At 50.7% G+C, this 18,085-nt stretch carries 17 protein-coding genes; 8 read left to right on the top strand and 9 right to left on the bottom strand.

The window, feature by feature from the left end; translation table 11 throughout:
• Positions 1-20 precede the first annotated feature (20 nt).
• From pqiA to rmf, 4 genes are all read left to right on the top strand, one after another.
• The gene (gene pqiA, locus GW590_RS09405) at positions 21-1,286 is read left to right on the top strand and encodes a membrane integrity-associated transporter subunit PqiA (RefSeq protein ID WP_169402760.1); all 1,266 of its coding nucleotides are present in this window, start codon (positions 21-23) and stop codon (positions 1,284-1,286) included.
• Entirely contained in the window at positions 1,273-2,913 is a 1,641-nt protein-coding gene (gene pqiB, locus GW590_RS09400) for an intermembrane transport protein PqiB (RefSeq protein WP_169402759.1), read from the top strand. Before pqiA ends, pqiB begins: the two co-directional genes overlap by 14 nt.
• Entirely contained in the window at positions 2,913-3,488 is a 576-nt protein-coding gene (gene pqiC, locus GW590_RS09395) for a membrane integrity-associated transporter subunit PqiC (RefSeq protein WP_169402758.1), read from the top strand. The genes pqiB and pqiC overlap by 1 nt, the downstream gene beginning before the upstream one ends.
• A 259-nt stretch (positions 3,489-3,747) precedes the next feature.
• Positions 3,748-3,915 carry a ribosome modulation factor gene (gene rmf, locus GW590_RS09390; protein WP_169402757.1) on the top strand — a complete coding sequence of 56 codons (168 nt, stop codon included), beginning with the start codon at positions 3,748-3,750 and terminating at the stop codon, positions 3,913-3,915.
• Positions 3,916-4,564: 649 nt separating this feature from the next.
• Here the strand turns inward: rmf and fabA are convergent.
• Together fabA and GW590_RS09380 are read right to left on the bottom strand one after the other, a co-directional pair.
• Positions 4,565-5,083, bottom strand: a complete 519-nt coding sequence (fabA, locus tag GW590_RS09385; protein WP_169402756.1) for a bifunctional 3-hydroxydecanoyl-ACP dehydratase/trans-2-decenoyl-ACP isomerase — start codon at positions 5,081-5,083, stop codon at positions 4,565-4,567.
• A gap of 68 nt (positions 5,084-5,151) precedes the next feature.
• Positions 5,152-6,915 (bottom strand): AAA family ATPase, encoded by a 1,764-nt coding sequence (locus tag GW590_RS09380; protein WP_169402755.1) that lies wholly within the window; start codon positions 6,913-6,915, stop codon positions 5,152-5,154.
• A 221-nt stretch (positions 6,916-7,136) separates the two neighbouring features.
• Here GW590_RS09380 and matP point away from each other — a divergent pair, with 221 nt between their 5' ends.
• Positions 7,137-7,601, top strand: a complete 465-nt coding sequence (gene matP / locus GW590_RS09375; protein WP_169402754.1) for a macrodomain Ter protein MatP — start codon at positions 7,137-7,139, stop codon at positions 7,599-7,601.
• Between the two features lie 115 nt (positions 7,602-7,716).
• Here the strand turns inward: matP and ompA are convergent, their stop codons facing one another.
• Together ompA and sulA are read right to left on the bottom strand one after the other, a co-directional pair.
• Positions 7,717-8,799, bottom strand: coding sequence for a porin OmpA (gene ompA, locus GW590_RS09370; protein ID WP_169402753.1), 1,083 nt, complete (start codon positions 8,797-8,799; stop codon positions 7,717-7,719).
• Positions 8,800-9,156: 357 nt separating this feature from the next.
• The gene (gene sulA, locus GW590_RS09365; protein WP_169402752.1) at positions 9,157-9,663 is read right to left on the bottom strand and encodes an SOS-induced cell division inhibitor SulA; all 507 of its coding nucleotides are present in this window, start codon (positions 9,661-9,663) and stop codon (positions 9,157-9,159) included.
• Between the two features lie 219 nt (positions 9,664-9,882).
• Between sulA and GW590_RS09360 the strand changes: the two genes are divergently transcribed.
• On the top strand, positions 9,883-10,509 hold the full coding sequence (locus GW590_RS09360; RefSeq protein ID WP_169402751.1) for a TfoX/Sxy family DNA transformation protein: 627 nt from the start codon (positions 9,883-9,885) through the stop codon (positions 10,507-10,509).
• Between the two features lie 38 nt (positions 10,510-10,547).
• Here the strand turns inward: GW590_RS09360 and yccS are convergent, their stop codons facing one another.
• Positions 10,548-12,698, bottom strand: coding sequence for a YccS family putative transporter (gene yccS, locus GW590_RS09355; protein ID WP_169402750.1), 2,151 nt, complete (start codon positions 12,696-12,698; stop codon positions 10,548-10,550).
• A gap of 104 nt (positions 12,699-12,802) precedes the next feature.
• Positions 12,803-13,264, bottom strand: a complete 462-nt coding sequence (locus GW590_RS09350; protein WP_169402749.1) for a YccF domain-containing protein — start codon at positions 13,262-13,264, stop codon at positions 12,803-12,805.
• Positions 13,265-13,565: 301 nt separating this feature from the next.
• Between GW590_RS09350 and helD the strand changes: the two genes are divergently transcribed.
• Positions 13,566-15,620, top strand: a complete 2,055-nt coding sequence (helD, locus tag GW590_RS09345) for a DNA helicase IV (RefSeq protein ID WP_169402748.1) — start codon at positions 13,566-13,568, stop codon at positions 15,618-15,620.
• Positions 15,621-15,628: 8 nt separating this feature from the next.
• Here the strand turns inward: helD and GW590_RS09340 are convergent, their stop codons facing one another.
• Entirely contained in the window at positions 15,629-16,087 is a 459-nt protein-coding gene (locus GW590_RS09340; protein ID WP_169402747.1) for a methylglyoxal synthase, read from the bottom strand.
• Positions 16,088-16,207: 120 nt separating this feature from the next.
• The gene (locus GW590_RS09335; protein WP_169402746.1) at positions 16,208-16,855 is read right to left on the bottom strand and encodes a YccT family protein; all 648 of its coding nucleotides are present in this window, start codon (positions 16,853-16,855) and stop codon (positions 16,208-16,210) included.
• Between the two features lie 178 nt (positions 16,856-17,033).
• On the opposite strand from GW590_RS09335, the gene GW590_RS09330 reads away from it, so the two are divergent.
• A complete protein-coding gene (locus GW590_RS09330; protein WP_169402745.1) occupies positions 17,034-17,447 on the top strand; it encodes a CoA-binding protein in 414 nt (137 codons plus the stop codon).
• Between the two features lie 259 nt (positions 17,448-17,706).
• On the opposite strand, the gene hspQ is transcribed toward GW590_RS09330, so the two are convergent.
• Positions 17,707-18,042 carry a heat shock protein HspQ gene (gene hspQ, locus GW590_RS09325; RefSeq protein ID WP_169402744.1) on the bottom strand — a complete coding sequence of 112 codons (336 nt, stop codon included), beginning with the start codon at positions 18,040-18,042 and terminating at the stop codon, positions 17,707-17,709.
• Positions 18,043-18,085: the final 43 nt, after the last annotated feature.

The following is an 18,085-nucleotide window of genomic DNA, read 5'->3' as shown; positions in this document are numbered from 1 at the left end:
TTATCCTTGAGGAGTTGAATGTGTGTTCACACTCTGATAATCCGCACGTACTTTGCCCCCATTGCGATCTGCTGGTGGCGCTGCCGCCGTTAGAGTATGGCCAAAAGGCCACCTGTCCTCGTTGTAAATCCCTGCTGACTGCACGCTGGCAAGAGCCGCGTAAACGCCCGGTCGGCTATGCCCTTAGCGCACTCTTTATGCTGCTACTGGCCAATATGTTCCCCTTTGTCAATATGAACGTGAAAGGGTTGAGCAGTGAAGTCACGCTGATCCAAATCCCGCAGGTGCTGGTGGATGATAACTACGCCAGTATCGCGTCACTGTTTATGGTGGTGGTGCAACTGATCCCGGCCTTCTGCATGCTGGCGATTATTTTGCTTTGTGCCCCGGTGCGGCTGCCTGGCCGCTGGAATAATCGTATTGGCTGGGTACTGTTCCACCTCAAGGCCTGGTGCATGGTGGAGATTTTCCTTGCCGGGGTATTAGTCAGTTTTGTAAAACTGATTGCCTATGGTGAAGTCGGCATTGGCACCAGCTTTATTCCCTACGTTTTATTCTGTTTGCTGCAGGTGCGCGCTTTTCAATGCACTGACCGCTTCTGGTTGTGGCGGCAGGTAGCTCCCGCTCCGGCAGTTGGCCAGCCGCTGCGCGTGGGGCAAAGCGGTTTGTCGCAGGGCTTGCGCTCTTGTCAATGCTGTATGGCCATTTTGCCGGTGCAGCAGCATATCTGCCCACGCTGCTCAAGCAAAGGTTATGCGCGCAAGCAGCACAGTCTGCAATGGACCATGGCCTTACTGATCACCTCCTTGATGCTGTATATCCCGGCGAATATGCTGCCGATTATGATCACCCAGGCACTGGGGACCAAAATTACTTCAACGATTATGGCCGGGGTGGTGCTGTTATGGAGCGAGGGATCCTATCCGGTCGCCATGGTAATTTTCGTGGCCAGTATTATGGTACCCTCATTAAAAATGCTGGCCATCGCCTGGCTATGCTGGGATGCCCGAGGGCAGAAAAAAGTCGATCGTGAACGCTTGCACGTGGTGTATGAAGTGGTGGAATTTGTCGGGCGCTGGTCGATGATCGACGTCTTTGTTATCGCGGTGCTGTCGGCACTGGTCAGAATGGGGCAGCTAATGAGCATTTACCCAGATATCGGTGCTTTGCTGTTTGCCCTGGTGGTGATCCTCACTATGTTTTCTGCAATTACATTTGATTCCCGATTGATTTGGGATCGTTCAGGAACCTTCGCATCCAGGGAGTTACGCGATGACGGAAAATAATAACGGCATGGCTGAAATCGGCAAGATCAAACGCTGGTCGCCGGTGTGGATCATCCCGGTGGTCACGGCACTGATCGGTGCCTGGATCCTGTTTTACCATTTTAGCCATCAGGGACCGGAGGTGACCTTGATTACCACTTCGGCCGATGGCATTGAAGCGGGTAAAACCACCATTAAAAGCCGTAGCGTCAATGTCGGTAAAGTGGAAGCCGTCAGCCTGAGTGATAACCTGCAACAGGTAATTATCAAGGCGCGTCTTGATGCCGGCATGGATAAAATGCTTAAGGGTGACTCGGTATTTTGGGTAGTTAAACCGCAGATTGGCCGTGAGGGGATCTCTGGTTTGGGCACGCTGCTCTCCGGGGCCTATATTGAGCTGCAGCCAGGCGCCAAGGGGGAAGAGAAAAACGATTATAAACTGCTGGATGCGCCGCCGCTGGCCTCGCCGGATGCCGAAGGCATTCGCGTGGTGCTGACCAGTGACCGGGCAGGGCAACTCAATCCGGGCGATCCGGTGCTGTTTCGCGGTTTCCAGGTGGGGTCGGTGGAAACCAGCCACTTTGATCCGACTTTGCGTCAGTTGCGTTATCAGCTGTTTATCCGCGCGCCCTATAACCGCCTGGTGACCAGCAATGTCCGTTTCTGGAAAGAAAGCGGGGTCAGCTTTGATATGTCGGCACAGGGTATGCGTGTGCAGATGGGCTCTTTGACCACGCTGTTTGGCGGTGGCGTCAGCTTTGATGTGCCTGAAGGCTGGGAGCCGGGTGATGAAGCGGTAAACAGTGCCACTTATCAACTGTTTGACGATCAGCGTACCATCCAGAACTCGCTGTATACCAAACATACCGATTACGTGCTGTTCTTTAGCGATTCTGTCCGTGGTCTGCAGCCGGGGGCGCCGGTTGAGTTCCGGGGGATCCGCTTGGGTACCGTCGGGCAAGTGCCTTATCAGATCCCGGGCACCGCCGGACAGATTGACAGCGATTATCGTATCCCGGTGTTGATCCGCATTGAACCCGATCGTTTCAATAAAATGCTCGGCGACAATTTTAATATGAATGAGCACCTGTTGTCGGCGCTGAAGGGCGGGTTGCGTGCGTCACTTAAATCGGCCAACTTGCTGACCGGCTCGCTGTACGTCGACCTCGACTTCTATCCCAATGCCAAACCCTGGACCGGACCTAAAGAGATTGATGGTCAGGTCTTGCTGCCAACGGTAAGTGGTGGTTTTGCGCAAATCCAGCAAAAACTGATGGCAACACTGGACAAAATCAATGCGTTACCTTTGAATCCAATGATTGAAGAAGCCACCAGAACGCTGGCTGAAAGCCAAAAAACCATGAAGTCGACGCAGAAAACTCTCGATTCCCTTAATGCTATTGTGTCGAGCAAAGAGATGAAAGATCTGCCGCAGGATATGCAAAAAACGCTGTTGCAGCTTAATCGCAGTTTGCAGGGCTTCCAGCCTGGTTCGCCGGCCTACAATAAAATGGTCGACGATATGCAGCGTCTGGATGAAACCCTGCGTGAACTGCAACCCGTGTTGAAAACGCTCAATCACAAGAGCAATGCACTGGTCTTTGCTGCCCCCGGGCAAGATGATCCCCAGCCGAAGAAGGCCAAATAATGATGAAATGGATACCTGTCGTCTTAGCGTTATGCCTCGCTGCCTGTAGCAGTGAGGGTAAAAAAACCTACTATCAACTGCCGGTTATCAGCAGTTCACAGCCTTCGTTGAGCGTCAGCGCGTCGCGAGCATCTGTCAACGCGACGCCGCGGCTGTGGATTTCACAGGTTACAGTGGCTGATTTTCTCGGTAGTGCTGGGCTGGTTTATCAGACCAATGATGTGCAGTACGTGATGGCGGCCAATAATTTGTGGGCCAGCCCCCTCGATCAGCAGCTAAGGCAATCTCTGCAAAGCTATCTGGGCAGCCGTTTGCCTGGCTGGGTTGTCTCCGAGCAGCAAGGCCCTGACGCCAATCAGCAGCAGTTAACGGTCAATGTGACGGGTTTCCATGGTCGTTATGATGGCAGGGCAGTGGTGAGCGGCACATGGACGCTCAGCCAGAATGGGCAACTGCGTCAACATCGCTTTAATATTGAGCTAAAGCAGGATCAGGATGGATATGATGCCCTGGTCCGCACCTTGGCCAAAGGCTGGGAGCAAGAGGCGAGCAGTATAGCGTCAGAAATAAGATAAATTATTTTTATCACAACGATAAAAAATCCCGATTTCTGCAGCGGCAGCGGTCGGGATTTTTTATTGGCGATCAGTTGGATGAGATTTTGTCCGCACGATTAGCTTGCGCGCAATCAATTAAGATAGCGCAACTTTATGACATTGGCGTGAAATTTGCGCATTGACCTGCAGGAAAATCGCGGCTATTTGTTAGATGTGGACGCAGATTGCGAGCCACTGTTTTCTTTCCACTTGACCTGAATAATGAGGGACACGAGGCATGAAGAGACAAAAACGCGATCGCCTGGAACGGGCACTATCACGTGGATACCAAGCCGGTATTGGAGGACGTTCGAAAGAAATTTGTCCTTATCAATCGCTAGACGCGCGTTCACACTGGCTTGGAGGTTGGCGAAAGGCCATGGAGGACAGGGCAGTTACCGCTTAAGCGGCCCCCTGTTGCAAAAGGGATAACCTCCGCAAGCGCGGAGGTTTTTTTTACCCTTCATCTTTCAAGCTACAGCGGTGTTGGCTGCTTTCACTCACCCCAGTCACTTACTTGAGTAAGCTCCCGGGGATTCGCTCAATTGCCGCCTTGCTGTAACTCGAAAGCTATTGGGTAAAATAAGCGCACCTTTCAAGCTACAGCAGTGTTGGCTGCTTTCACTCACCCCAGTCACTTACTTGAGTAAGCTCCCGGGGATTCGCTCAATTGCCGCCTTGCTGTAACTCGAAAGCTATTGGGTAAAATAAGCACACCTTTCAAGCTACAGCAGTGTTGGCTGCTTTCACTCACCCCGGTCATTTACCTGAGTAAGCTCCCGGGGATTCGCTCAATTGCCGCCTTGCTGTAACTCGAAAGCTATTGGGTAAAACAAGCGCACCTTTCAAGCTACAGCAGTGTTGGCTGCTTTCACTCACCCCGGTCACTTACTTGAGTAAGCTCCCGGGGATTCGCTCAATTGCCGCCTTGCTGTAACTCGAAAGCTATTGGGTAAAACAAGCGCACCTTTCAAGCTACAGCAGTGTTGGCTGTTTTCACTCACCCCGGTCACTTACCTGAGTAAGTGACCGGGGATTGCGATGCAGGGACGCTTTTAGAAAGCCGCTGCGTCTTTAAACAGGCCGACTTTCAGATCGCTGGCGGTATAGATCACCACACCATCAACCAGGACTTCACCATCCGCCACGCCCATAATCAGCTTGCGGTTGATGACGCGTTTAAAGTTCAAACGGTAGGTCACCAGTTTAGCCGTTGGCAGCACCTGACCGGTGAATTTGACTTCACCGACGCCCAAGGCGCGGCCTTTGCCTTCGCCACCGAGCCAACCGAGATAGAAGCCAACCAGTTGCCACATGGCATCCAGTCCCAGGCAGCCAGGCATCACCGGGTCGCCGATGAAGTGACAACCGAAGAACCACAAATCCGGGTTGATATCTAATTCGGCTTCAACGTAGCCTTTGTTATGGCTACCGCCGTCTTCGGTCATTTTGACGATGCGATCCATCATCAACATATTGCCCGACGGCAATGGTGGTCCACCTGCTCCGAAAAGTTCGCTACGGCCAGAGGCTTCGAGATCTTCTTTCGTATAGGATGCGCGTTTATCTACCATGTTCTATGTAAGCCTTATTTTAATGAAGGACGCAGGTTAGCTAACAGTCGGACTGGGAACAAGTCCGATCAGTTGCGGTAAAACCAGTTTAACCAGCGCAGAGGCCAGGGATAACGAGGACGTTCTGGCACCAGGGCCACAGCAATCCTCTCCTGGATCAGGCCCAGCAAATTAGGACCTTCCTCGTTTTCTTCTGTTGGAGTAAAGAGTAAGCCAGTCAGAATTGGCAGCGCTTCGGCTGCATTCTCCACCGCCCACAGATGGAACTGACCTTCGCGCACCGCCTCAAGCACCTGCGGATGCAGGCAGAGATTGCGCACGTTGGCAGTCGGCAGAATGACCCCTTGTTTCCCGGTCAGACCGCGACGTTGACAGACCTCGAAAAAACCTTCGATTTTTTCGTTGGCACCGCCAATGGGTTGCACATTGCCGAACTGATCGACCGAGCCTGTTACCGCAATTTGCTGATTGATCGGCTGCATTGCCAGCGCACTGATCAGCGCACAGAGTTCTGCCAACGAGGCGCTATCGCCATCGACTTCACCATAGGATTGTTCGAAAACAATCGAGGCGGAGAAGGGCAGCGGTTGATCGAGCTCCAGTTCGGCAATCAGGAAGGCCTGCATAATCATCATGCCTTTGGCATGAAGATTGCCCCCTAATTCCGCCTTGCGTTCAACGTCGGTGAATTCACCGTCACCGGCATGAACCACACAGCTGATTCTGGAAGGTTCGCCAAAAGCGCGAGGGTGTCCCGGATATTCCAGCACAGACAAGCCATTAATCTGGCCCACCACTTCACCCTCGGTCTCAATAAAGATTTGACCGAGTTCGATTTCATCCTGCATACGTTCTTGCAGGTAGCTTTCTCGCCAGGCGCGCGTCGATATTGCAGCATCGAAAGCCTTTGCCGTCAACTGAGGTTGATCATTATACAGCTCAGCCTCACTCAGTTGTGCCGATAACCAGGCCGGGCAAAGGGGTAAACAGCCTTGATCGGTGCTAAAACGCACGGCAGCCTTAAACAGTTCAGGCCAGGCGTCTGCTGCCAGCCGAGGGATCTCCAGCTCGTCCGCCAGGGTATTGACGTAGGCGCACCATTTTTCCATATCATCGGGTTCAGACAGCGGCAGGTCAGCTTCAAATTCGCCGTAAAATGCCGATTCAAGCAACTCTGGCTCCATATCGTTGAGTTCGCCCAACGACACCCGATCGCCCACCAGCAGCAGTTTGATATCCAGCGGCATCGCCGGAATGCTGACTGGCAAAGAACGCGTTTCATCGGGAGAAACCCAGTGATAGCTTTCTTGCGTCACCATCTGTTTCAGGCGCAGCCAGAGTAAAGGTTGTGCCAGTAATGAGCGCATGGACAGGATCAGTACGCCGCCATTCACCTGATGGATTAAACCGGGTTGCAGTTCAATCTGGTCTTTAAAGATCCTGACGCAACCAAATAGCTGCTCTGGCTCAATCCATTCCTGGTATACACACCTTGCGCTGGCAGCGAAGGGGCCTTGAGGATCTTCGGCCGGATGCAGGGTGATCTTGCTACCCTCAATCTGGTAATGACTGCCAATCAGTTCATCGGCTTCAGGCAATAACTCGGTAACCGCATCAGCCAGACGAGCGAGGTACTCACGGCTTTCCAGGGCTTTGACCGTCATAAAACGCATGCGCGAATTGGGGTGGCAAAACAGGGAGAGTCCGTTTTCGAGACGCGGTTGGATGACGGAAAAATCGACCGCTGCCAACTGATCCGCTGTGGCAAAAATTGTCTGGTAAGGCGTGGAATCGGGCAGTAAGAGCTGCCAATCAAGTCGATTATTGGTCAATGTGTTAGCTGTAGTCTTCAAAAGGGAAAGGGCGATTATACAAGAATAAGTCCGGCTGCATACCACCAGAGTTAGCCTTCACGCACGCAGATGTGACATTATGGTGTTTATGGGTAAAAAATAAGCAATTGGATCCCCTGGATACCCTGACATATTTAGGGTAAAAAGTGACATAAAGCTGCTATGCTTATCAACGTTACGTGGTCACAGAAGAGCTTGCGATGAAATATCAGCAACTGGAAAACCTTGAGAGCGGCTGGAAATGGAATTATCTGGTAAAAAAACACCATGAAGGTGAAAGGATCACGCGCCATCTTGAAAATAGTGCGGCGCAAGATGCCGTAGAAGAGCTTTTCAAGCTAGAAAATGAGCCAGTCAAAGTGCTTGAATGGATTGATAATAATATGAACAGTGCTTTAGACAACCGTCTGAAGCAGACTATTCGTGCGCGTCGCAAACGTCATTTCAACGCAGAACATCAGCACACCCGTAAAAAGTCCATCGATCTGGAATTTCTGGTCTGGCAGCGTTTGGCCTCCCTGGCACAGCGACGTGGCGCCACGTTATCCGATACCATTATTCAACTGTTGGAAGATGCCGAGCGTAAAGAGAAATACGCCAGCCAAATGTCCACGCTCAAACAGGATCTGTTGCAGATCCTCGACAACAAAGACGCGCAGCCTTAAGCGCCTGACGACGATCTCTTGAGACAGTCCTGTTTTTTCCCAGGTTTTCCCCATAAAAAAAACCCCGCAATGCGGGGTTTTTGAAGTGAGGTCTATCAAAAGATAGCGGTATTACTTAAGCCTGTGGCTGAGTAACAACGTCTTTGATACCTTTAACTTCGATTTCTACGCGACGATCTGGTGCCAGACATGCGATCTGTTTAGCATTAGCACGGCCGGTTTTGTAGCCACAAGTGTTGCCAGTAACTGGGTTAGATTCACCCATACCACGTGCAGAGATCTTGTTGGCAGGGATACCCTTAGATACCAGGTAATCCACTACAGTCTGAGCACGTTGCACAGACAGTTTCTGGTTAGACTGTTCAGAACCTACAGCATCGGTGTAACCCAGAACAACAGCGGAACCATCTTTAGGATCCATTGAGCTCAGTTGGGTATACAGCTGATCCAGTGCCTGACGGCCTTCTGGTTTCAGAGTTGATTTACCGAAGGTAAACAGAACGTCTGATTTCAGAGTAAATTTATGAGTCTGAACAACTGGAGCTGGTGCTGGAGTTGGTGCCGGAGCAACAACTGGTGCAGCATCTTCCTGACCGAAACGGTAAGAAACACCCACAGACAGCATAGCGTTATCAGGACGTGCGCCAACGGTAGCAGCATCACCGATATTGTTAACCCACTGGTAATCCAAACGGGTTGCCCAGTTTTTGGTCACTGCGTATTCAACACCAACAGCAGCCAGTGGAGAAACACCGGTGTCGTTGTCGCTTACACGTTGGCCAGTAGCGCCGTAGTAGCCTTTAGAGTCTGCACGCCAAACCATACCACCCAGACGAGTATAAACGTCCAGATCTTCGGTCAGTGGGTAGCTCAGTTTAGCTGCCAGCTGAACGCCTTGTGCTTTGAATGCGCCATTGTTTACGCTGCCTTTGTAAGGCATACGGCCAAGCCAGTCATATCCCAATTCGAAGCCCAGGTAAGGGTTCGCTTGGTAACCCAAGAAAGCACCTGCACCCAGCTGGCTGTCATGAGTTGGGCCGTTGCCAATGTCTTGGTAAGCATTAGCAAAACCAGTGTCGTGATACTGGGACCAGCCTAATTTACCACCGGTGTACCAGGTGTTATCTTTCGGGGCGGCTTGCGCTACGGTAGCGAAACCAGCCAGTGCCATTGCTAATGCGATAGCTGTCTTTTTCATTTTTGCGCCTCGTTATCATCCAAATAGGCAATTGAGCGATTAAGCTGTTTACCCTTGGTTAAATTCCTTCGTCCAAGTTATTGCTTCACTTAGGTACTTGCCACTTTGCGTTGGCATTATAAGAGCAACCTTGGCGATGTAAAGTCTACAACGTGGTGAGAAACTTACAAGCTTGAAGTGACAACGTCAGGGAAAAAAGGGGGAAAATGTACACATTTCTTAACATCATAGACAAAATGTTGACGAAACTATGTGGTTTTAAAACGCAAATAGGCCCGAATTTACTGGGTAAAAGCGCATTATTAGCACAAATCACTAAAAACTCACCCATTTTTGTAGGATTACTCCTAAATTGAATTAATGATACAAACTGGAGTGAATTTTTACCTCAGCGCAGTGTCCGTCGATGGAAAAAGAGGGGTTTAGAGGCTTCATAATGAAGCCATAGGAGCCGCCAATTTCTGCCGCTACCCGTAATCTTTTGTGATCTGAATCACTTAATTCGGGTAACCAACCCAGCACAACGCTGTAATTTCCGGTCAATAAAGCACGTTCCATGGCATCGACTGAGGCAATACCCTGCAACTGGTTGACCTGAACAATCTTGTCGACCGGTAATCCCGATTGTGACAGCCAGCGACGACTGAGTTTCTGGGTTGGCGTTAGCCACAGTAACCAGCGGGACTGTGTGCCAAGATGATGTAACAGCGGCAAAAGCAACTGAGTTAATGCCGGCTGGTTTTCACTATAGACGAACTCACTGAGAAGACCACTATGAGTGGCAGAATCATATCGCATCGGAGTACGGCTAACCGGCAAAGTAGGCTGACTTAAAGGAGTGTGATGATGACGTTGAGTTCGCATAGTGTGTTCCGCCAGTGAGTTACTGTATGAATATACAGTAATCCTACTGTGGTGAGAGATCAACCTAAATTTTCCAAGATATCTCGCATTTCTTGAAGTAAATCCTCGGTAAATGAACTTTAGATTTGGCTGCCAATTGGCGTTTGAGTATTTTGAATATTAGCGGTTCAGGTAATATTGTAATTTATTTTTTTTTGCCAATGCGATAAGGAAATCAATATGTTAAATGTAACTAAAAGAAGGATTGATCAGGCAATAAGCTTATTCTCCCCCCTGGGGATCATTCATTCCCGACCGCAATTCGGTGGTTACAGCCTGTCTGCGGGTAAAGTCATGTTTGCTCTCGTTGCCGAGGGGGAACTTTACCTGAGAGCCACCCGAGAAAACGAAGAAAAGATGAAAACGCTCAATATGCAGCAATTTATCTACCATAAACGAGGGATCGAAATTTTACTACGCTATTTTCAGGTTGGCGACGCTCTCTGGCAGCAGCCGGGACAACTGATTGCGCTGGCCAAAGAGTCGATTGTCGGCATGGAGAGTGAGAAAAAGAAGCTGTCCGCTGAGCCAATAAGATTAAAAGATCTGCCCAATATCAATTTATCTATGGAACGTCTGCTCTGGCAGGTGGGGATCAAAAATTCCACTGAATTGCGTCTGCAGGGGGCGATCAGCGCCTATGTAAAACTCTATATGCTTAAACGAGATATTGGCTTGAATATCTTGTTTGCGCTCGAGGGGGCAATTCTGGGTTATCACAAGGCGGCGCTGCCTGATAGCTCACGGCATAACCTTGAGCATTGGTTCAATAGTTTTAAGCAGGAAGGGTGGGCAGCCAAAGAGTAAAGCGTGACCAGCAGCGGGAGACTGCTGGCCGGTAGTGATTATGCCGGTTGCGGCGCCGGAATAATTTTACTGTTCAGGCTGGTCAACTCTGGCAAATGCTCCATTAATAGCCCTATTTGCTGCAAGACCAACTGCTCTTTACTGTCGGATTCGGTGGTTTTGGCATGAACACGATCGGCGAGTTGTCTAAGCAACAGCTCAATACGTTCTGCATCTGCCGGTTCGTGATGCAAGGCGCCATCCACATAACACACGGCATCATCCAGCATACTCAGGGTTTCACTGTCCTCGAGCTTGTCCCGATGGGCACCGAGGGCTGAAATATAGCTGAGCATAGTGTGATTCAGGCACAGCAAGCGAAATGCCGCTTCCAGCGTTTCGCTGTCATTGTCTTTTTCGGAGGTCATATTTGAAACCACCGAAGCCAGTTCGGCATCGCAGTTGTGTGCATCACGCCTGGCCAAACGATACTCCAGACCGTTGTCTCTGCCCTGGTGATACTGCACCAAAATTGCGTCGAGATAACGGCAGTTGGCATAAAAAGTTTTGCTGACCACGGTGGGTAATTGACGAAAACGCCAGTCAGGCCAGATAAAACTGACGGCAAACCAGGCAATAACGCAACCCACCAGAGTGTCGATCACCCGCGGGATGGCGACTTCAAAACCTTCTCCCATCAGGTTAAACAGCAACAGCGCCAGCAGCGTAATAAATATGGTGGCCTGGGCGTACTGCACACTGCGCAGCATAAAGAACAGCGTGCCGCAAATGACAATCAACACCATTTGCCCCTCAAGAGAGGGAATAAAGTACAAAATGGGCATACCCAGCGCAATACCGGCCAGGGTGCCAATAATTCGCAATGCCAGACGTCGACGGGTGGCGCTGTAGTTGGGCTGACAAACAAACAGCGTGGTCAGCAGGATCCAGTAACCATGGCTTACGCCACTTAACTGGATCAGCAGATAGCCAAAACAAAGGACCAGTGACATACGTACGGCGTGGCGAAACAGCGCCGATTTTGGCGTCAGGTGGCGGGAAATACGCAGCCACATATCCTGAAAACCGTTAATTTTATCATCAGCAAAGGTTTTTTGGCTTGGCTGCTGATTGGCAAAAAGCGACTGTTCAGATTCGATATTGGCAAGCTGGGCATCAATGGCACGAAGATTTTTCAATAAATTGCGTAATGCCTTAAGCATGCTGCCATCATCGACCTGTGAGCTATGCCGTTCCAGTGCCTCATCGAGCCGTAAAAAAGCGCGGTCAAACAGCGGGTTGTGCTGATATTTTTGCCGATACAAAATACATTGCGACAACTGCTGGCAGGCGTTGGACTGCATGCTCATCAGTCGTTGCAAACGAAACAGGATATCGGTGTGATTAAATTGTGCGCACAGTTTTTGATACTGCATATGGGAAGAGCTGGCGCGCTCATGGATATCCTGGGCAACAAAATAATATTGCAGGGTACGGCGAGTGCCTCTTTGCCCGCGGTCGCCCTTAAGCCGGCTTTGCAGGGCATTTTTGGTTTCGTTGAGGGTAGTCACCAACTGGCCGTTGGTCATTGAGGTTTCGACCAACTGCTTGTTGTTATTGTCTTCCTGGTCGGGATCAAACAGATTGGCTTTGGCATTCAGATAAACGGCAAGACGTTGATAGCAGCGAGCAATATGGTCCTGCAGGGGACGGATAGGAAAAATAATATGCCCGGCCATGGTCAGCACGTAGTACCAGATCGCTCCGGTGAGCAGCAGCAGCGGTTGTTCGTACCAGACCTGAAAAACGGTAGTACTGCCCAGCATGGTATAAACGGCAATCAGCAAGGCACCAAAGGCAATGGTGGCATAGCGTTGGCCTAGTGCGCCAAGCAGAATAAATCCCCAGGTAGAGAGCGTCAGCCCAATGGCAAACAACCAGGGATACGGGAACAGCAGCACCACGGACACCGAAGCGATCAAAAAACAGATCAGTGTAATCAGCAGATTGCGTAAACGACCGGTCAGCCGATCGTCCAAATCAGTCAAACCGGCGGCTACCACCCCCAACGTCAGCGGGATAGTCAATTTTGGTTGCGACATCAACCAGGGGGCAATAACGGTACCCGTAAAAGCGATAAAAATACGAATGCCAAACAGCAAATTGCTGTTATAGGCATAACGTCTTAAACCGGGAGCTATAGAGAACACAGAAAACTCCAGCAAGAAGGTGAAGAGTAAAGTCCACGGATGCCGACCAACTGCTTACCAGGTCATTAACAATAACGCTAAAAAGTGCCAATAAGGCTGACAGATTAACGAATACGTCCACTATTTCTTAAGCGCGAGGCGCTCGCTTCTCTGGCCTGCTGTGCCAGCTCGACAGAAACGACACGTCTGCCCACCGGCCATAAGGCAATGGCGGCAATTTTAAAATTGGCCAGCCCGACCGGAATCCCAATTACCGTGAGACATTGCACTATCCCGGTGACAATATGCGACAGACACAACCACCAGCCAAAAAAGATAAACCAGAAGATATTTAACAGAGTACCACCACCGGATAACAGAACATTACGTTTTTCCGGATATAATTCATCAACGTGTATTGCTTCGTTACCAAAGGGTAAAAAAGATAAACGGGTGATTTCCCAGCAAGAGCGGGTCAGTGGCAGGGTAAAGATCAGCACAATGCTGACCAGCGTGGCAAACAGCCAGGCGAGGGTGGTAAAAAAACCACCTAAAACAAAGTTAAGAATATTTAATACAGTCCGCATAATGACATCCATCGCTGATTTGAGCTGTTTGGCGCCAGCACCCAAGGCACCAGCGGGATCTCTCCAGGGTGGAGTACAACCTTGTTTATTCTACCCTGTTTTTGGCACTGGAGCGCCACTGCTTATTACAGGTAAACTGCCAGTTATTCGCATCGCTCTGTCTCCGTTGAGGTAGTGTTTGCATTAGCAGAGTTGACTGATAGTGAGCACCGCTGTGGAGAGCGTATCGTTATCTCCCCGCTTACTGGCTGGCAGTGACACCCGTGACGTTGAGGAAAATAAAAATCATGGCGGCTGAACAATGGAACTGAAATCGACATCATTTGGCAAGCATCTGGCTCAGCATCCCTACAATCGGGTGCGGCTTCTGAACGCAGGGGTCGAAGTCAGCGGTGATAAACATCATTATCTTATTCCTTTCAATCAACTGATCGATATTCGTTGCAAACGCGGCATCGTATGGGGCGAGCTGGAGTTTGAACTGCCGGAAGAGAAAGTCGTGCGTCTGCATGGCACGGAATGGCAGGAAACCCAGCAGTTCTATCATCATTTACTGAAGCTTTGGCAGGGCTGGAGCCAGGAGATGAGTGAAGTCAGCGCCGGCGTACTGCAACAGCAAATTGCCAGCATTACCCGCATTGAACAGCAGGACCAATGGTTTAAACGTTCGCGCCTGGCGGAGCTGCAAAAAGCCATCGAGGAGGCTTTTGCTGCCATTCCTGTGCCGGTTGTCCGTCTTAATGAATTCGATAATTGCCGGGATGACTACCAAACCTGCCTGCGCTGGTTAAAGCAGGGAGCGCAGAGCGTGCGACAGCGTAATCAGGCGTGGACCGAACGGGTCATTAACGACCAGCAGGATTTCTTTGCCAACGTCGAGAACTCGCCACTTAATGACAGCCAGTGCCGTGCCGTGGTCAATGGCGAAGAGTCAGTGCTGGTGCTGGCCGGTGCCGGCAGCGGCAAAACGTCCGTGCTGGTGGCGCGGGCCGGCTGGTTGCTGCGCCGTCAGGAAGCGTTACCAGAACAGATTTTGCTGCTGGCCTTTGGGCGACAGGCGGCAGATGAAATGAACACTCGCATTAAGGAACGGCTGCACACCGAGGGGATCAAAGCCAAGACCTTTCATGCCCTGGCTTTGCATATTATTCAGGAAGGCAGCAAGAAAACGCCAAAAATCAGCAAGCTGGAAACCGACAGTAAAGCACGACGTACGCTGCTGGTGAAAACCTGGCAGCAGCAATGTGCCGAGAAAAAAGTCCAGGCCAGCGGTTGGCGTCAATGGCTTAGCGAGGAGCTGGAGTGGGAAGTGCCAGAGGGTGACTACTGGAAAAACAGCGCTTTGGCCGAGCGTTTGGGCAGCCGTCTCGAACGTTGGTTAGGGCTGATGCGCACCCACGGCGGCAGTCAGGCAGAAATGATCGAACAGGCACCTGAAGATTTGCGCGATATCTTCCAAAAGCGGGTGCGCTTGATGGCACCCTTGTTAAAAGCCTGGAAGGCTAAGCTGAAAGAAGAAGATGCCGTCGATTTTTCCGGACTGATCCATCAGGCGGTAAATATTCTGCAGAAAGGGCGCTTTATCAGCCCGTGGAAACATATTCTGGTGGACGAATTTCAGGACATTTCACCGCAACGCGCCTTGCTGCTGTCAACGCTACGTCAACAAAATAGTCAAACCAGCCTGTTTGCCGTCGGCGATGACTGGCAGGCGATCTATCGTTTTAGCGGTGCCGAGTTGGCACTGACCACCGCGTTTAGCAAAAATTTTGGAGAGGGCGCGCAGTGTGCGCTGGATACCACCTACCGTTTTAACGATCGCATTGGCGAGATCGCCAACACCTTTGTGCAGCAAAATCCTGCTCAGTTAAAGAAACCGCTGAACAGCCTGACCAAGGGCAGCAAAAAGAGCGTGGTGATTCTGCCGGAGGATCAATTAGCCGCGTTGCTGGATAAGCTCAGCGGTTTTGCCGCAGAGGATGAGCGCATCCTGATCCTGGCCCGCTACCATCATCTGCGCCCCGAGCTGCTGCAAACGGCGAGTACTCGCTGGCCAAAATTAACGCTGGAATTTATGACTATTCATGCCAGTAAGGGGCAGCAAGCGGAGTACGTGATTATCGTCGGCTTGCATGACGGCAACGATGGTTTTCCTGCCGCTGCTCGTGAGTCTGTTATGGAACAGGTTTTGCTGCCGGTGCCGGAGGATTTTGCCGATGCCGAGGAGCGTCGTTTGCTGTATGTGGCGATCACCCGGGCCAGGCATCAGGTATGGCTGATGCAGGATAAGCAGCGACCTTCGGTGTTTATTGAACAGTTGGAAGCACTGGGCGTTGCCACCCAGCGCAAACCTTAAGGCGTGCCTTATTTCAGGCGATCTTGCAGGTAACGTTGATAATCAGGAATGGTGATTTCGACATCGGTTTTAAACAATGGGGATTGAATTAAAAAGTCGGCCGTTGAGCGGTTATTGGCTACCGGGATATTCCACACGGTGGCCAGTCGCAGCAGCGCTTTGACGTCGGGGTCGTGGGGAACGGCGTTTAACGGGTCCCAGAAGAAAATCAGTACATCGATTTTTCCCTCGGAGATTAAAGCCCCCACCTGCTGATCGCCGCCCATTGGGCCGCTAAGCATACTTATTACCGGCAAACCGGTCTCTTTTTGTACCAGATTCCCCGTTGTACCTGTGGCGTAGAGGATATGGTCGGCAAGCTGTGCCTTGTTGGCTTCTACCCAGCTCAACAAGCTGCCTTTGCAGTGGTCATGCGCGACTAACGCAATATGTTTTTGTTTGGTAATTGTACGTGAGGTGTATTCCATCAGCCTTGCCTTGAAATCAAGTGAAAGTATTGCTATCAGATTACTTAAACTCGGTTTTTCAGGAAAGCATTTAACGCGGATTTGTCGACTGCTGCCGACAATTTTTGGAAAAATATCAAATTATTGCGCAGTAAACCATTTTTTGAGGCTATCAACCTGGGGATTTTGATGCAGCATTGCCCACAGGGAAAATGGCAGCTTAACCGGTGATTTATCGGTTTTCTCTGGCTGTGCTGATGAGTTATTGCTGGTGTTAAGCGGCCCACTACTCTTTTTAGTCAGGGCAAAAGCTGGTACTGACGCGGTTTTGCCGGCCAAATTATATTGCGACATGGCGGCTTCAAGGTTCTGTGGGGCGACCGCAGACAATGTATCCTGCTGATAACTGACCGGGCTGCCGTTTTCATCAATAAGTCTGAAGTTCATTTTCTGGTTGAAATCACGGCTCTCTTGCTCGGTGGTCAATTTAGGTAAGCTGATGCTGATGGCATGGACATTGATGGCATTAAACGCCACGATCATTGGCACAGAATGGTAGAACATGTCGTTGCTGGGGTCGGTGCGTAAATGCTTACTCACTTGAAAGAGGATTTGATGCTCTCCTGCATTTAATTGCAGGCTGTCTGCGCCTTTCAGAATGGGGCCGGAAACCTGCCTGCCGTCTACAACCAGGAGATCGACCTCTGGTGATAGCTTAAGGCTTATCGCGTAAGCGGGCGCTATCAGGCTTGCCGCCAAACATCCGGCAACCATAAAACCAAGATTCATCTTTCTCTCCAACTTCTATTAACTGCTCCTCGCATTATTCAGTATTGCCGATTGTGTGTCAAAGTTTTACAAAATGTATTTTATTTTACCTTGCTGAAACAAGTCATCTGAATGATTTCGATCAAAAGCGGGCGACTGAATTACACTTAGTGCATTACTCAGAGAAGGAGAAACCATCGTGCAAGACAGTGAAATCTCGCAAATACTGCAAAAAATCAAAACAATAGCCCTGGTAGGGGCCAGTGATAATCCGTCCAGACCCAGCTACGGGGTGATGGCTTACCTGCTGGCTCAGGGATACCAGGTCACACCGGTCAGTCCGAAACTGGCAGGGCAAAGCCTGCTGGGGCAACAAGTGGTGGCCAGCCTGGCGGATATCAAGCATCCGATCGATATGGTCGATGTTTTTCGCAACGCTGATGCGGCTTACGAGGTGGCGCAAGAGGCGATTGCCGTGGGTGCCAAAGTGCTGTGGCTACAGTTGGGCGTTATTAATGAACAGGCTGCGGTGCTGGCCAAGGATGCCGGCTTGCAGGTGGTGATGGACCGTTGTCCGAAAATCGAAATTCCCCGTCTGGGATTAGAGCGCTGAACTTCCGCCAGATGAATGCCGGGCGCGAGGATAGGGCAGTGTCGCGTGAATTTGCAAACACAAAAAAACCGGTCACGGTGACCGGTTTCAGACTGCTGACAAAGTCCGTTATTAGGGAGAGTGCACCGTTGGGGTCGTAGCGGGCTTGCCCGCCGGAGCGCCCCTAGGTGTGCTATGCCCGGGTATCTCGATCATCAAGACGACTTTGTCATCAAACTCAAACCGGTCAACAGCGACCGGTTTTAATGCTCAAAGAAGACTAGTTGCGCAGGCGCGGGGCCTGCAACTGACTGCGTACCGACGCCGCCAACTCATCCAGTGAACTTTGTTCCGGATGCGGGACTCGTGCTTCGTGATCAATTTGAATTTCAGCCAGATAAGTATGGATTGGTTTACCCTGGTCATCTTCCATCACTACATGATACCAGGGGGCCGTGCGCATACTGTCATCGGCATCAATTTCGCTGGCATCAGGTTTCACCAGCGAATATTCGGCATCGACATCAATGACTACGCCAAGATAACCCAAAAGGCGGTGGCGCACCTGTTGTCCAATGCCAAACTTACTGGTCACTGCATATTTGCTGGCAATCATCGTCATCTCCTCAAAATCTGGTCCTGCTAAAGATATGAGGGTG

This window comes from Rouxiella aceris (genome assembly GCF_012933545.1).
In the GTDB taxonomy this organism is placed as follows: Bacteria; Pseudomonadota; Gammaproteobacteria; order Enterobacterales; family Enterobacteriaceae; genus Rouxiella; species Rouxiella aceris.
The sequence above is the reverse complement of the archived record's forward strand: the minus strand, read 5'-3'. Positions and strand labels throughout refer to the sequence as shown.

Excerpts from the sequence above, each read along its gene's own strand:
- pqiB (WP_169402759.1), top strand. The coding sequence starts at position 1,273 with ATGACGGAAAATAATAACGGCATGGCTGAAATCGGCAAGATCAAACGC.
- pqiC (WP_169402758.1), top strand. The coding sequence starts at position 2,913 with ATGATGAAATGGATACCTGTCGTCTTAGCGTTATGCCTCGCTGCCTGT.
- rmf (WP_169402757.1), top strand. The coding sequence starts at position 3,748 with ATGAAGAGACAAAAACGCGATCGCCTGGAACGGGCACTATCACGTGGA.
- fabA (WP_169402756.1), bottom strand. The coding sequence starts at position 5,083 with ATGGTAGATAAACGCGCATCCTATACGAAAGAAGATCTCGAAGCCTCT.
- matP (WP_169402754.1), top strand. The coding sequence starts at position 7,137 with ATGAAATATCAGCAACTGGAAAACCTTGAGAGCGGCTGGAAATGGAAT.
- ompA (WP_169402753.1), bottom strand. The coding sequence starts at position 8,799 with ATGAAAAAGACAGCTATCGCATTAGCAATGGCACTGGCTGGTTTCGCT.
- sulA (WP_169402752.1), bottom strand. The coding sequence starts at position 9,663 with ATGCGAACTCAACGTCATCATCACACTCCTTTAAGTCAGCCTACTTTG.
- GW590_RS09360 (WP_169402751.1), top strand. The coding sequence starts at position 9,883 with ATGTTAAATGTAACTAAAAGAAGGATTGATCAGGCAATAAGCTTATTC.
- GW590_RS09350 (WP_169402749.1), bottom strand. The coding sequence starts at position 13,264 with ATGCGGACTGTATTAAATATTCTTAACTTTGTTTTAGGTGGTTTTTTT.
- helD (WP_169402748.1), top strand. The coding sequence starts at position 13,566 with ATGGAACTGAAATCGACATCATTTGGCAAGCATCTGGCTCAGCATCCC.
- GW590_RS09340 (WP_169402747.1), bottom strand. The coding sequence starts at position 16,087 with ATGGAATACACCTCACGTACAATTACCAAACAAAAACATATTGCGTTA.
- GW590_RS09335 (WP_169402746.1), bottom strand. The coding sequence starts at position 16,855 with ATGAATCTTGGTTTTATGGTTGCCGGATGTTTGGCGGCAAGCCTGATA.
- hspQ (WP_169402744.1), bottom strand. The coding sequence starts at position 18,042 with ATGATTGCCAGCAAATATGCAGTGACCAGTAAGTTTGGCATTGGACAA.